This window comes from Arthrobacter sp. SO3, assembly GCF_020532825.1.
GTDB lineage: Bacteria > Actinomycetota > Actinomycetes > Actinomycetales > Micrococcaceae > Arthrobacter.
Window position 1 is genome coordinate 429 of sequence record NZ_MQTS01000168.1, and the last position, 13769, is coordinate 14197.

Consider the following 13769-nt stretch of genomic DNA (forward strand, 5'->3'; position numbering starts at 1 on the left):
GCCGCGTCGCCATTCCGTCCGATCCAGCGGCTAAGATGGGTCTCATGAACAGCATGACCGATCCCCTCGAAAACGACCCGATGCGCGAGCTCTCCGGAGCCGGGACGTCGACGGCCACAATCGAGCGCGAGGAACTGCGCCAGGAAGTGGAGCCCGGTGACCGGGAACGCTTCTCGCACTACGTGCGCAAGGAAAAGATCATGGAATCCGCGCTGTCCGGCGAACCCGTCATCGCCCTGTGCGGCAAGGTCTGGACGCCGGGCCGCGATCCGAAGAAGTTCCCCGTCTGCCCCGAATGCAAAGAGGTCTATGAGGGCCTGCGCCCGGGCAAAGACGGCGGCAGCGGTTCCGGCGACAAATAGCTGGTCCCCGCGGGCCGCGGCGCCCCGGGCCCCTGCGTTCGGGCCCTTCGCGGCCCGCCCTCCGTTCCGCCCTGCGCCGGAGGGCCTGTTCCCCCGGTGAACGATGCCCGGCCCATCCCGGCCGGTGGTTGCTTACGGTTCATCCGAAAAAGATTGGTGTTTTTGTGCTTATTTGGGTCTCTCCGGCAGCGGCAGCAGTACGCGGAATGGAGGGCACCTAAATGACTGAGACACTCTTTGGCGGACCCGTCCTCCCGCCCGCCTATCCCGAGCGGGCCGCCTGGGGCACCGCACCGAAGCTCCGTGCCTGGCAGCAGGAGGCCCTCGACAGCTACTTCAGCACCCACCCCCGGGACTTCCTGGCGGTCGCCACGCCCGGCGCCGGCAAGACCACCTTCGCGCTGCGGGTGGCGTCCATGCTGATCGAGGCCAACGTCGTCAACCGCGTCACCATCGTGGCGCCCACCGACCACCTGAAACGGCAGTGGGCCGACGCCGCTGCCAAGGTGGGGATCGCCATCGATCCGAACTTCAAGAACGCCGACGGCCAGCACGGCCGGGGCTTCATCGGCGTCGCGGTCACCTACGCGCAGGTGGCAAGCAAGCCGATGCTGCACCGGGCCAAGACCGAGGCGGCCCGCACCCTCGTCATCCTCGATGAAATCCACCACGGCGGCGAGGCGCTGTCATGGGGCGACGGACTCCGCGAAGCCTTCGAGCCCGCGGCACGCCGGCTCTCGCTGACGGGTACGCCGTTCCGTTCCGACACCTCGCCGATCCCGTTCGTGGAATACGCCGAGGACCGCGACGGCATCCGCCGGTCCAAGGCGGACTACACCTACGGCTACGGCAAGGCGCTCCGGGACCACGTGGTCCGTCCGGTGATGTTCATGGCCTACTCCGGCCAGATGCGCTGGCGCACGAGCGCCGGCGAGGAGATGGCGGCCTCACTCGGCGAGTCGGCCGTCACTAAGGACATCACCTCCCACGCCTGGCGGACCGCGCTGAACCCCACCGGGGCATGGATCCCGGCGGTCCTCGCCGGGGCGGACAAACGCCTCAGCGAGGTGCGCCGGAGCGTTCCCGACGCCGGCGGGCTGGTCATCGCGACCGACCACGAGGACGCGCGCGCCTACGCCGGCCAGCTGAAGAGGATCACCGGCGAGTCGCCCACGGTGATCCTCTCCGACGACGCCAAGGCCTCCAGCAAGATCGAGGAGTTCACCGCCAGCGAGAAACGCTGGATGGTGGCCGTACGGATGGTCTCCGAGGGCGTGGACGTCCCGCGGCTCTCCGTCGGCGTGTACGCAACCTCCACCGCCACCCCGCTGTTCTTCGCCCAGGCCGTCGGCCGCTTCGTGCGCGCCCGGAAACGCGGCGAGACGGCGTCGGTCTTCCTGCCCTCCGTGCCGCAGCTGATGGCGCTGGCCAACTCCATGGAGGCAGAGCGCGACCATGCCCTGGACCGCCCCGAGAAGGAGGACGGCGACGGCCTCTTCAACCCGGAAGACTCGCTGATGGACGAGGCGAACCGCGAGGAGAAGGCCTCCGATTCGCTGACGAAGGGCAAGTTCGAGGCCCTGGATTCGCAGGCCTCCTTTGACCGCGTGCTGTTCGACGGCGGCGAGTTCGGCACCGGCGGCGAGGTCGGCTCGGAGGACGAGCTCGACTTCCTCGGAATCCCCGGCCTGCTCGACGCCGAACAGGTCGGCACGCTGCTGCGCCAGCGCCAGCACGAGCAGCTCAACCGCAAGAACGCCCGGGCCCCGCAGGGTGCGGCCGCTGCGGCCGCCGCTGCCGTACCGGCAATGCCGGACCACCGGATGCTGATGGACCTGCGCACCGAACTGGCCAAGAATGTCGCGGCCTGGTCCGCGCGGACGGGCACACCGCACGGCGTCATCCACACCACGCTCAGGACGGTCTGCGGCGGTCCGGCCGTGGCCCAGGCCAACGAGGAGCAGCTGCAGACCCGGCTGCGGAAGCTCCAGGACTGGTTCATCGGCCGGAAGTAGCCGCCGCCGGGCTAAGAGCCAACGGCACAAAGAAGGGACCGGGCTCACCCGGTCCCTTCTTTGTAAGTTCTGCAAGTGCCACGTTTTGCAGGTGTTGCGGCTTTCGCAGCCGCGGGCCGCCGTTACTGGCCGCCGCCGCCACAGGCCTGGCTGAGGGCCTGGCCCGCAGAGGTGTACTTGCCCTGCATCTCCTGCAGCTTGCCGGTGTCCGGCGTTTCCTTCGCCGACTCGTCCAGGAATTCGATGATGGACTGCAGCGGGGCCCGCAGGTCCGCGGACGCGGTGGCCTCAACCGGCCTGAGTCGGTTGGCGAGGCGGATCATTCCGGCCTTGTCCGCGTTCGACGTCGGTCCCGCGCCGACGGTCTGGACCCGGGCGCAGGTCTCCGCGGTGGTGTCTTGCGGTGCGGCGCAGCCGGCGGCGCCGAGCAGGGCCCCGGCAGCGATCAGGACGGTCAGGGTCTTTTTCATGATGTACTCCGGGGTTCTAGCGGGTCAGACGATAATGGCAAGGATTTCGAGTCTACTGCGGGGGCAGGGCTTTCCGGTCAGCGGTCCGGCCGGATGACGCCGCACCCGCGCGTGCCGCAGCCCAGGAAGGCGCAGCCGGGGATGGCGCAGCCGCTCAGGCGATGTCGACCCCGCCGAGTTCCATCTCGGCGACGGCGTCGTCGAGATCCTCGGCAACCCCGACAGTCAGATCGCGCAGCACGGTCACGGAGTATCCGGCCTGCACCCCGTCCAGGGCGGTCGCCTTGACGCAGTGGTCGGTGGCGATCCCGACGACCACCACGTCCTCGACGTCGTGGCTCTGCAGCCAGTCGTCGAGCCCGATCGCATCATCGCCCGCGGCGAAGTCGCTTTCGGCGGGTGTCCCGGCGTCGAAGCCGCCGCCGGATACCGGCATGGCGCCGGGCTTCCGGTCCCCGGTGGGCACGGCGTCGTCCGGCGCGAGAAGCCCTTCAAAGCCCGAGTACGCCGCGGTGAACTGGCCCTTGCGGAAGTAGGCCTGGATGTATTCCGTGTCGAGGTCCGGGTGGAGCTCGGCCCCCCGGGTTCCGGCCACGCAATGCTTCGGCCAGCTGTCGATAAAGTCCGGGTCCTCCGAGAAGTGCGCGCCCGGATCGACATGCCAGTCCTGGGTCGCGACGATGTGGTCAAACTGTCCGTGGTGGGCGTCGACGTATTCGCTGATGGCGCCGGCGAGCTCAGCGCCGCCTGCGACAGGCAGGGATCCCCCTTCGCAGAAATCGTTCTGGACGTCGACGATGATCAGGGCGCGGGACATCAGTTCTCCTCGTAGATGGTGGGGATGGCTGCTTCGCCGCGCTGCAGCCGGTTCACGACAGCGGGAAGCTCCTTCATGGTGTCCGCGTGGCGCTTGCGGGCGCGCAGCACACCCTCCGCGCCGGTCCAGCCGGGCACCAGTTCGCCGTTCTTGACGAACTGGTGCAGCAGGGGCCGGTCGTTGCCGTCGTCCTCGGGGCGGTGCCCGATTCCGACGATCTCCTGGGTGGCCGTGCCGCGCTCGTTGAGCTTGCGCAGCGCGTACTTTCGTCCGCCCTTGCTGGTCTTGTTCTTGGCGGCCTTGGCGACGGAAACGAAATCGCCGTCGTCGTCCGTGCGGCTGACCAGCTTGTAGACCATGCTGGCCGTCGGGGCGCCGGAGCCGGTCACGAGGGAAGTTCCGACGCCGTAGGAGTCCACCGGTGCGGACTGCAGGGCGGCGATGGCGAACTCGTCCAGGTCGGAGGTGACGATGATGCGGGTCCGCTCGTTGCCCAGCTCGTCGAGGAGCCGGCGGACCCACTGCGCCTGGGCCACGAGGTCGCCGGAGTCCAGACGCACCGCACCGAGTTTGTCGCCGCCCAGTTCGACGGCGGTGCGCACTGCCGCCTCGACGTCGTAGGTGTCCACGAGCAGCGCGGTTCCGGCGCCCATCGAAGCGATCTGCGCCTCGAACGCCTCGCGTTCGGTGTCGTGCAGGAGGGTGAAGGAATGCGCGGCCGTGCCGACTGTCTTCAGCCCGTAGCGGAGCCCCGCCTCCAGGTTGGAGGTGCTGTCGAAGCCGGCGATGATCGCGGCCCGGGCGGCCGAGACGGCGGATTCCTCCTGGGTGCGGCGCGATCCCATCTCCACGCAGGGCCGGCTGCCGGCTGCGGTGATCATGCGCGAGGCCGCGGAGGCGATGGCGCTGTCATGGTTGAGGATCGAGAGGATGTACGTCTCGAGGATGCAGGCCTCGGCGAAGGTGGATTCGACGATGAGGATGGGGGAGTTGGGGAAGTACGCCTCGCCCTCCGCGTAGCCCCAGATGTCGCCGGAGAAGGAAAACCCGGCCAGATAGTCCAGGGTCTCCTCGTTGACCACCTTGGTCCGGCGCAGGAAGTCGATTTCGGTGTCACCGAAGCGGAAGTCCGCGATGCCCTCCAGCAGCCGGCCGGTGCCGCCCACAATGCCGTAGCGGCGCCCGTCCGGCAGGCGCCGGGCGAAGGCCTCGAACACTGACTTGCGGTGGGCGGCGCCGGAATGCAGCGCGGCCTGCAGCATGGTCAGCTCGTAGTGGTCGGTGTACAGGGACGTGCGGGGACGGTCCCAGCCAGCTGAGGTACTCACAAATTCACTCTAGTCCCCACCGGCTCGCTCGTCTCGCTTCGCTTCGCCGCGGGGCCCTCGCCGGCGTGGGCCCAGCCTCCCCATAGAATGGACAGATGACCCTCAGCGTTGCGCTCGGCCCTGACACCCAGGAGAGCACCCAGACCGGAACAGTGACGTGGACCGATGTCCTGACCGCCCCGGATATCCCTTGGAACCTCGTGATCTGGAATGATCCGGTGAACCTCATGAGCTATGTGAGCTACGTGTTCCGCAGCTACTTCGGCTATTCGGAGGCCAAAGCGAACAAGCTCATGCTGGAGGTCCACAAAAAGGGACGCTCCATCGTGGCGCACGGCAGCAAGGAGCAGGTGGAGCAGCACGCGGTCGCGATGCACGGCTACGGTCTCTGGGCCACGGTGGAAAAAGCCACCGGCGGCGGAGACGGCTCGGGTTCAGGCAAAGGCAAAGGAAAACGTGGCTAAGGCATTCAAGTCCGGAATCAAGGGCATCAACGGCTATCTGGAACCGGCCGAGCGGGAACTGCTCCGCAGCCTCTTCGACGACGTCGTGTCCATGCTGGAGCCGGAGGAACGCGCCAACCAGGATCCGCTCGCCGCGCTCGTGGGACTCGATACCGAGGCGCGCGAACCCTCGGACCGTGCCCTGCGCCGGCTGCTCCCGAACGTCTCGAAGAACGACGACGCCGCCTCGCTGGAGTTCCGCCGGTATACCGAGCGGTCGCTGCGCGAGAGCAAGATCGGCGCGTTGAAGGCCGCGTCCCTCGGGCTGGACAAGGATGAGCTGGTGCTGAGCCCCGCCGACGCGCGGCACTGGTCCATGGCGCTCAACGACGTCCGGCTGGTGCTGGCCGAACGCCTGGACATCCGCGACGACGAGGATGCCGGCCACGTGCACCTGATGCAGGACTGGTCCCAGGCCGAGGACGTCGAAAGCTACCTCGCGCTGGTCTACAACTTCACCACCTGGCTGCAGGAATCCCTGGTCCAGGCGATGCTGCAGTCGCTGGACACGCGCGGCTGAACGGCGGCACCGGGCGCCGGGCGGCGGCGGAGGCCGCCGCCGCGTGTGACAAATTAGACATGAGTCGGACGACACAATGTGATGGCCGCGCCCGTGGCTAAGCCCTATCCTCGAATAATCATGACTTCAGCATCGAGCAAGGATCCGGCAGCGGCAGCTGTTGTGGACTCTCCAGCGAGCAACAGCGCCAGCAGCCAGACCGCCAGCCGGATGGGGTCCCGTCCCATCGGTGTGTTTGATTCCGGCGTCGGCGGACTCACCGTGGCCCGGTCCATCATCGACCAGCTGCCCAACGAATCCATCCTCTACGTCGGGGACACCGCCAACGGCCCCTACGGTCCGCTCCCGATCGCCGAGGTCCGGGCCAACGCCCTGGGCGTCATGGATGAGCTGGTGGACTCCGGCGTGAAGCTGCTGACCATCGCGTGCAACTCCGCGTCCGCCGCCGTGCTGCGCGATGCCCGCGAACGCTACACCGCCCGCTACGGGATCCCCGTCATCGAAGTGATCCAGCCGGCCGTGCGCCGCGCCGTCGCAGCCACCCGCAGCGGCCGCGTCGGTGTCATCGGCACCTCCGCCACCATCGGCTCCCGTGCCTACGAGGACACGTTCGCCGCCGCCCCGGACCTGCACATCACCTCCGTGGCCTGCCCCGCCTTCGTGCCCTACGTCGAAGCCGGCATCACCACCGGGCCGGAACTCCTCGCCGTCGCCCGCGAATACCTGGCCCCGCTCAAAGCCGCCGGCGTGGACACCGTGGTGCTCGGCTGCACGCACTATCCGCTGCTCACCGGCGTCATCTCTTTCGTGTTGGGGGAGGACGTCACCCTGGTCTCCAGCGCCGAGGAGACGGCCAAGGACGTCTACCGGGCGCTGGCCTCCCGCGGGCTGGAACGCACCGACGCCAGTGCCCCGACGCACAATTTCATCGCCACCGGCGACGCCGCACAGTTCGAGCATCTCGCCCGCCGCTTCCTCGGCCCCGAGGTCCTCAGCGTCCGGCACGTCGACCATGTCGCGGCCCAGTACCCCACGGGCAGCCTGGCCAGGATCACACCGGAAATGATCGCCGCCGCGCAGGCCGGCGCGGGCCGTCCCCGGATCTCCAACTTCGTTGGAGGACCCGCCCTGTGAAGCTGACCATCGTGGGCTGCACCGGATCCTTTCCGGGGCCGGGCTCACCGGCGTCGTGTTATCTGCTGACCGCCAACGACGGCGAACGGAACTGGAAGATCGTCCTGGACCTCGGCAGCGGGGCGCTCGGCGCCATCCAGCGCTACACGGACCTGGAGGACATTGACGCGATCTTCCTCACCCACCTGCACCCGGACCACTGCATGGACCTGTGCGGGCTCCACGTCGCGGTGCGCTGGAAGCCCGGCGGCTGGGGGCGCGGCAGGATCCCGGTCTGGGGGCCGGCCGCCACCGCGGACCGGATGGCCACGGCCTACGGCCTGGAACTGGACCCCGGGATGCACGAGGAATTCGACTTCAGCAACTGGTCCGAGCGCAAGCCGGTGGCCATGGGCCCGTTCACGGTCACCCCGTACGCCGTCAACCACCCGGTGGAGGAGGCCTACGCGCTCCGCGTGGAGGTCACCGAACCGGACAAGGACGGCCACCCCGTCACCCGGGTGCTCAGTTACTCGGGGGACACCGACTCCTGCAGCGGACTGGAGGACGCGGCCCGCGACGCTGATCTGTTCCTCTGTGAGGCCGCCTTCGAGGAAGGCCGCGACGACGGTATCAAGGACGTGCACCTGACCGGCAAACGCGCCGGTGACGCTGCCGTGGCCGCCGGGGCCCGGCGGCTCCTGCTGACCCACATCCCGGTCTGGACGTCCCCCACCACCGTCATGGCGGAAGCCAAGGGCGTCTTCGGCCAGCACGTGGCCGTCGCCGTCGCGGGCGTGCACTACACGATCTGAGCGGAATCCTCCGGTCCCGGTATGGCCGGACGGGCGGGACGGTCCGGGCATGCCCGGCTGGTCCGGTGCGGGTCGATAAGCTAGGGGCATGACTTCCGAAGCCCTTACTGCCCCCGTTATCCGCGCCGATGGCCGCACCCCCGATCAGCTCCGCCCGATCAGCATCACCCGCGGCTGGTCCAAGCAGGCCGAGGGATCGGCCCTGATCGAGTTCGGCAACACCCGGGTGCTGTGCACGGCCTCCCTGACCGAGGGCGTGCCGCGCTGGCTCCGGGGCGAAGGCCGCGGCTGGGTCACGGCCGAGTACGCCATGCTGCCGCGCGCCACCAACACCCGCTCCGACCGCGAGTCCGTCAAGGGCAAGATCGGCGGCCGCACCCATGAGATCTCCCGGCTCATTGGCCGCTCGCTGCGTTCGATCATCGATACCAAGGCCCTCGGCGAGATCACCATCGTGCTGGACTGCGATGTCCTGCAGGCCGACGGCGGCACCCGCACCGCCGCCATCACGGGCGCCTATGTGGCGCTGGCCGAGGCCATCCGCTTTGCCCGCGAGAACAAGATGATCGCGCGCAACGCCCAGCCCCTGATCGACACCATCGCCGCCGTCTCCGTCGGCATCATCGACGGCATCCCGATGCTGGACCTGCCGTACGTCGAGGACGTCCGCGCCGAGACCGACATGAACGTCGTCGTCACCGGGTCCGGGAAGTTCGTCGAGGTCCAGGGCACCGCCGAAGGCGCCCCCTTCGACCGTGATGAGCTCAACAAACTGCTGGACCTGGCCCTGATGGGCACGAAGCAGCTCGCCGCCATCCAGCGCGACACCCTGGCGGAAGCCCCGTGACAGCGGGCGGATCACAGCCGGGCGCATCCGTGCCGAACCCGTCACAGCCGGGCGCAGCACAGCAGAACACGGCACGGCACGGCGCCGCGCCCGTGCTCGTTCTCGCCACGCACAACCAGGGCAAGCTCCGGGAACTCCGGGAGCTGCTCCGCGGGCAGGTGCCCGGCCTCGACGTCGACAGCCAGGTGGTGGACGCGGGCGCCGTGGGCGCCCCCGACGTCGCCGAAACCGGAGTGACCTTCGCCGAGAACTCCCTGCTCAAGGCGCGCGCGGTGGCGCAGGCAACCGGGCTCGTGGCGATCGCCGACGACTCCGGGCTCGCCGTCGATGTGCTGGGCGGGGCGCCCGGGATCTTCTCGGCACGCTGGGCCGGGCGCCACGGGGACGACGCCGCCAACCTGCGGCTGCTCCTCGACCAGCTGGCCGACGTTCCGGACGAATACCGCGGCGCCGCGTTTGTCTGCGCCGCGGCGCTGGCCGTTCCCGGTTCCGGCGCAGGTTCCGGCCCGCAGGAGGGCCGGGAAGCTGTGGAGTACGGGCAGCTGGAAGGGACACTGCTGCGCGAACCGCGGGGGGCCGGCGGCTTCGGCTACGACCCGGTGCTGCAGCCCAGCGGGCTGGACCGCAGCTGCGCCGAGCTCAGTCCCGCGGAGAAGAACGCCATCAGCCACCGCGGGCACGCGTTCCGGGCGCTGCTCCCGGCGATTGTGGAGGCACTCTCCGGGAGGTAGCCGTCGCCGTCCGGGGCGCCTTTGACCACGGTTCCGGCCCTTTTGGTCCGGTCTCCTCGGCGTGTCCGTGTCGCAGTGCTACCGGACCGCATCTAACGGGGGGAACCTTTGTCCGATGACCCTTAAAAACAAAAATGGATGGCGCCCCACACTGTGGGGCGCCATCCATTTGCGCTATATATCCGGGTTGCCTGTCCGGAACGTGAGTTACGGCGTCTTGCGTTCCTCTTCGGGCTCGTGCTCCTCGATGAACTCCTCGACGAGCCCCGTGCCGTACTTTTCCGCCTGGCGCCTGGCGATGACGCCGCGGATGACCTCAATGCCGATCGGGATCACCGAGAGCAGGACGATGGCGATGAAGATGATGTCCAGGTTTTCGCGGACCCACGGGAAGGTGTCGCCGAGGAAGTAGCCCAGCAGAGTCACCCCGCCTCCCCACAGCACGGCGCCGATGACGTTGAACACGAAGAACTTGCGCTTGCTCATCTGGGCGACGCCCACGATCACCGGGACAAAGGTCCGGATGATCGGCACAAAACGGGCCAGGATCAGCGACTTGCCGCCGTGCTTCTCGAAGAACGCGTGGGCACTTTCGACGTTTTCGCGCTTGAAGAGCTTGGAATTGGGCTTGTTGAAGATGGCCGGGCCGGCCTTGGACCCGATCAGGTAGCCAACCTGGTTCCCGATGATCGCCGCGACGATGATCAGCATCACGAGGAGCCAGATGTTCACCTTGATGGTTCCGGTGGCCACCAGGAGCCCGGCCGTGAACAGCATCGAGTCGCCCGGCAGGAAGAAGCCGATCAGCAGGCCGGTTTCGGCGAAGATGATGCCGCAGACCAGCAGCACAACCCAGGGCGCGAGGGCGGGGTTGGCCAGGAAGACCTGGGGGTTCAGCCAGTCGGGCAGGAAGGAGGCCAGCTGCGGCTGTACCGGGCCTGCGCCGCCGATCGTGGACACGGCGAAGTCACTCAGAGCTAAAAGGTTCACCTGTCAAGGGTACTTGACGGCCGCCGTCGGGCGCTCCCGGCCGGTGGCGCAATCCGCGGCGCGGGCGCGGCCCGTGCGGGCGGGGCCGGAATCCGGCGCTAAAGTTGGAGCGTGGGTTTGGACTTTACGGCGATCGACTTTGAGACCGCGAACGGCTTCCGCGGTTCACCGTGCGCTGTTGGGCTGAGCAAGGTGCGCGGCGGCGTTGTGGTCGAGGAAGCCTCGTGGCTGATGCGGCCGCCGGAAAACCACGACCGCTTCGACCACCACAACGTCCGGATCCACGGAATCCGGCCCGAGCAGGTGGCCGGGCTGCCCCGCTTCGGTGACCTCTTCCCGGAGATCGGCGCCTTCATCGGCGGCGACGTGCTGGCCGCCCACAATGCCGCCTTCGACCTCGGGGTGATCCGCTCCGGACTCGAGGTCTCCGGCCTGCCCGGACCGGCCTATGACTACGTCTGCACGGTGATGCTTGCCCGCCGCTGCTACTCGCTCGTGTCCAATTCCCTGCCCTACGCGGCCGAGGAAGCCGGTGTCCCGCTGGTCAACCACCACGACGCCGCCGAGGACGCACGGGCCTGCGCCGGGATCCTGATAGACATCGCCGCACGGAACGGCGCCGGCAGCATCGCGGAGCTGTACCTGTCCCTGGGCCTGGCGGTGTCCCGCCAGCAAGCCTTCGACCCGCTGCGCGATCCGCTCTCCAAGGCCAGCCAGTCAGCCGTGGACGCACTCGCCGGGGGAGGGGCCGCCGTGACCCCGGTCCGCGCCTACCAGCCCGGCTGGCCGGAGGAGGGGGCCAACCCGCTGCCGAACGCCTTCGCCGAGCCCGGCCATCCGCTGTTCGGACAGACCGTCGTGTTCACCGGCGAGCTCGTGATGCCCCGGCCCGAGGCGAAGATCCGTTCCGCCGAGTTCGGCGCCCGGCCGGAGAGCCGGGTTACGGCCCGCACCACCGTCCTGGTGGTGGGCGACGGGTTCGTGGCCGCCGACCTGCGCTCCGGCCGGCTCACCGGCAAGGCCCGGCGGGTGCTGGAGCTGCACGACCGGGGGCAGCGGATCGAGGTCCTTTCCGAGGGCGAGTTCCTGCAGATGGTGGGCGGCCACATCGCCTCCGCCGCGATTGCCTGATCCCGGCCGGTCCAGGGGTTCGCGGTCATACTGCGCAACAAACGTTTCCCCCGGGGCGGCCCTGCTCCTAGCCTTGAACGATGAGCAAACTGAGCACGGCCCCCTCCGCGGCTCCGGCACCCGCAACTGCCCCGCAGGACGGACACGGCTGGCGCGCGGTCTTCGCGTTCCCGAACCCGGTCAACGAGTATGCGGCCCGTGTCACGGCAGCCCTGGTGGTGCTGCTGTCCGTCGCGACGCTGCTGACCGGCTTCGGCTGGGGCTTGGCAGTCATTGCCGCGGGGTTCTGGTTGCGCGTGCTGTTCGGTCCGCGGATCTCGCCGCTGGCCCAGCTGTCCGTTAAGGTGCTGACGCCGAGGCTGGGGAAGACCCGGCTGGTGCCGGGGCCGCCGAAGCGCTTCGCGCAGGGCATCGGTGCGGCACTGTCGACGACGGCCGCCGCACTGCTGGCCGCGGGGCTGGCGCCGGCCGCCTGGATCCTGCTTGCCGTCCTGATTGTGGCTGCTTCGCTCGAGGCGTTCGCCGGCTTCTGCCTTGGCTGCGCCGTCTTCGGCTTCCTGCAGCGCCGCGGCCTGATCCCCGAGGACGTGTGCGAGGCCTGCAACAACATTTCACTCCGCCGCGCCTGAGCCGGACCCCCGCGGGACCAGGTCAGCCGTCGCGTGCAGCGGCAGGTGCCGGTTCTTCAGGGGCAGGGTCAGGCGCCGGTTACGGCCGCCAGCCGCGACGCCATGCCCCGGATGACCTCCGGGGCCTCAAGCGCGGCGAGCCACTGCGCCGGGAGGCACTCCTCACCGTAGAACGTGCCCAGGATGTTGCCGGCAATGGATGCCGTGGAATCGCTGTCCCCGCTGTGATTCACCGCGAGCGCGATCGCCGCCCGGAAGTGGGCCTCGGGATGACCGGCAGCCGCCGCCGGATCCGGCGCCGTGGCGAGGACCGCATACAGTGCGACGGCGAGTGCCTCCTCGGCAACCCAGCCTTCGCCGAGTACCCGGACCAGTTCTTCGGGGCCCAGCAGTTCTGCCGCGCCGCCGAGGCGCAACGCCGCCTCAAGCCGCACGACGAGGTCCGGGTCGGGAACTTCGCCCTTGCGCAAGTGGCCTGCGTCCAGTTCCCCGAGCGCGAACTGTGCTGCTTCGCGAAGGCCGCGTCCGGCGGTCAGGGCATGGATGACGAGGCTGAACACCCCGGCGCTTTGCCGGGCCGCGGGGTGCCCGTGGGTCAGCGAGGCTGCGTCCGCGCTGATCTTGTAGACGGCGCCGGCCTCGATGTAGGGGACCAGGCCGAACGGCGCCGAGCGCATCACGGTGCCGCAGCCCTTGGAGTCCGGGTTGACCGGGCGGTAGAAGGTTCCCATCTCACCGGTGGCCAGTCCGCTCAGGCAGGCGTTCCCCGGCGCCCGGCGGTGCCTGAGGACCTCATGGGAATCGATCCAGCGGGGCGGCTGGAACGGCGCCGCCTCCGGAACCGGCACGCCCTGGGTGCCGAGCCAGCGCAGGTAGGCGAGCCACAGGCACGCGTTGGTGTCCGCGCCCACGCCCGAGTTGGCCCACTCCAACGCCTCCAGCAGCCCGTCCACGGTGTACAGCGTGAGCTGCGTGTCGTCGGAGAAGTGGCTGCCGCCGTCGAGCGCGGAAAAATCCTGCAGCCCTTCCGGGCCGAACTTCCCGCGGATGGTGGAGATGTCGTCGAATTCGACCGCGTATCCCAACGAATCACCGAGCGCGCCGCCCAGCAGGCATCCGTGGATCCGGGATTCGTGCGAGGGGGCTGGTGCTGGGGTGATGGCGGGCTCGTTGCTCATTAGTGAGAATTTTACCCCGGACCCATGTCGGCGCCGGTGCACAAGTCAAGACCGGGACAGCAGGCGACCAATGCGCGAACCAGCATGGCGGAAGACCGGATCCACCCCCGACTACCGGTTCTCGCTCGCCAACGAAACGACATTTCTGGCCTGGATCCGGACCTCCCTCGCCCTGATCGTGGGGGCCCTTGGCATCGACCAGCTGTTCCCGGACATCGCTCCCGCCCCGCTGCGGATCTCCCTGTGCGTCGCACTGGCGGTCATCGGTGCCGTCCTGGCCGGCCTGGCCTACCGCCGCTGGGGACAGATGGAGGCGGCCA

Annotated in this window: 16 protein-coding genes; 11 read left to right on the forward strand and 5 right to left on the reverse strand. The window is 68.9% G+C overall.

The window, feature by feature from the left end:
* Positions 1 to 53: 53 nt before the first annotated feature.
* The gene (locus BJQ90_RS15730; RefSeq protein WP_413463701.1) at positions 54 to 362 is read left to right on the forward strand and encodes a DUF3039 domain-containing protein; all 309 of its coding nucleotides are present in this window, start codon (positions 54 to 56) and stop codon (positions 360 to 362) included.
* 221 nt (positions 363 to 583) lie between these two features.
* Entirely contained in the window at positions 584 to 2377 is a 1794-nt protein-coding gene (locus tag BJQ90_RS15735; protein ID WP_226761168.1) for a DEAD/DEAH box helicase, read from the forward strand.
* A gap of 122 nt (positions 2378 to 2499) precedes the next feature.
* Here BJQ90_RS15735 and BJQ90_RS15740 read toward each other — a convergent pair whose 3' ends face one another.
* The 3 genes from BJQ90_RS15740 to BJQ90_RS15750 form a co-directional block, all read right to left on the reverse strand.
* Entirely contained in the window at positions 2500 to 2847 is a 348-nt protein-coding gene (locus BJQ90_RS15740) for a hypothetical protein (RefSeq protein WP_226761169.1), read from the reverse strand.
* 154 nt (positions 2848 to 3001) lie between these two features.
* Positions 3002 to 3664 (reverse strand): isochorismatase family protein, encoded by a 663-nt coding sequence (locus BJQ90_RS15745; RefSeq protein ID WP_226761170.1) that lies wholly within the window; start codon positions 3662 to 3664, stop codon positions 3002 to 3004.
* Positions 3664 to 4992 (reverse strand): nicotinate phosphoribosyltransferase, encoded by a 1329-nt coding sequence (locus BJQ90_RS15750; protein WP_226761171.1) that lies wholly within the window; start codon positions 4990 to 4992, stop codon positions 3664 to 3666. The genes BJQ90_RS15745 and BJQ90_RS15750 overlap by 1 nt, the downstream gene beginning before the upstream one ends.
* Positions 4993 to 5087: 95 nt before the next feature.
* Between BJQ90_RS15750 and clpS the strand changes: the two genes are divergently transcribed.
* From clpS to rdgB, 6 genes are all read left to right on the forward strand, one after another.
* Positions 5088 to 5456: an ATP-dependent Clp protease adapter ClpS gene (clpS, locus tag BJQ90_RS15755; protein ID WP_226761172.1), complete on the forward strand. Its 369-nt coding sequence runs from the start codon at positions 5088 to 5090 to the stop codon at positions 5454 to 5456.
* Positions 5449 to 6015, forward strand: a complete 567-nt coding sequence (locus BJQ90_RS15760; protein ID WP_226761173.1) for a DUF2017 domain-containing protein — start codon at positions 5449 to 5451, stop codon at positions 6013 to 6015. The genes clpS and BJQ90_RS15760 overlap by 8 nt, the downstream gene beginning before the upstream one ends.
* A gap of 120 nt (positions 6016 to 6135) precedes the next feature.
* Complete coding sequence (murI, locus tag BJQ90_RS15765) at positions 6136 to 7149, forward strand: glutamate racemase (RefSeq protein WP_413463700.1); 1014 nt, start codon at positions 6136 to 6138, stop codon at positions 7147 to 7149.
* Complete coding sequence (locus tag BJQ90_RS15770) at positions 7146 to 7943, forward strand: MBL fold metallo-hydrolase (protein ID WP_226761175.1); 798 nt, start codon at positions 7146 to 7148, stop codon at positions 7941 to 7943. The genes murI and BJQ90_RS15770 overlap by 4 nt, the downstream gene beginning before the upstream one ends.
* 88 nt (positions 7944 to 8031) lie before the next feature.
* Positions 8032 to 8790, forward strand: coding sequence for a ribonuclease PH (gene rph / locus BJQ90_RS15775; protein ID WP_264197337.1), 759 nt, complete (start codon positions 8032 to 8034; stop codon positions 8788 to 8790).
* 29 nt (positions 8791 to 8819) lie between these two features.
* Entirely contained in the window at positions 8820 to 9521 is a 702-nt protein-coding gene (gene rdgB, locus BJQ90_RS15780; RefSeq protein WP_226761176.1) for an RdgB/HAM1 family non-canonical purine NTP pyrophosphatase, read from the forward strand.
* Between the two features lie 207 nt (positions 9522 to 9728).
* On the opposite strand, the gene BJQ90_RS15785 is transcribed toward rdgB, so the two are convergent.
* Entirely contained in the window at positions 9729 to 10496 is a 768-nt protein-coding gene (locus BJQ90_RS15785; RefSeq protein ID WP_226761202.1) for a VTT domain-containing protein, read from the reverse strand.
* Positions 10497 to 10622: 126 nt separating this feature from the next.
* Here BJQ90_RS15785 and BJQ90_RS15790 point away from each other — a divergent pair, with 126 nt between their 5' ends.
* Both BJQ90_RS15790 and BJQ90_RS15795 read left to right on the forward strand, forming a co-directional pair.
* Complete coding sequence (locus BJQ90_RS15790; protein WP_226761177.1) at positions 10623 to 11642, forward strand: exonuclease domain-containing protein; 1020 nt, start codon at positions 10623 to 10625, stop codon at positions 11640 to 11642.
* Positions 11643 to 11722: 80 nt separating this feature from the next.
* The gene (locus tag BJQ90_RS15795) at positions 11723 to 12271 is read left to right on the forward strand and encodes a DUF4395 domain-containing protein (protein ID WP_226761178.1); all 549 of its coding nucleotides are present in this window, start codon (positions 11723 to 11725) and stop codon (positions 12269 to 12271) included.
* A gap of 68 nt (positions 12272 to 12339) precedes the next feature.
* Here the strand turns inward: BJQ90_RS15795 and BJQ90_RS15800 are convergent, their stop codons facing one another.
* Positions 12340 to 13449: an ADP-ribosylglycohydrolase family protein gene (locus tag BJQ90_RS15800; RefSeq protein WP_226761179.1), complete on the reverse strand. Its 1110-nt coding sequence runs from the start codon at positions 13447 to 13449 to the stop codon at positions 12340 to 12342.
* Positions 13450 to 13519: 70 nt separating this feature from the next.
* Here BJQ90_RS15800 and BJQ90_RS15805 point away from each other — a divergent pair.
* On the forward strand, positions 13520 to 13769 hold a 250-nt coding region (locus BJQ90_RS15805; protein ID WP_226761180.1), incomplete at its 3' end, for a YidH family protein.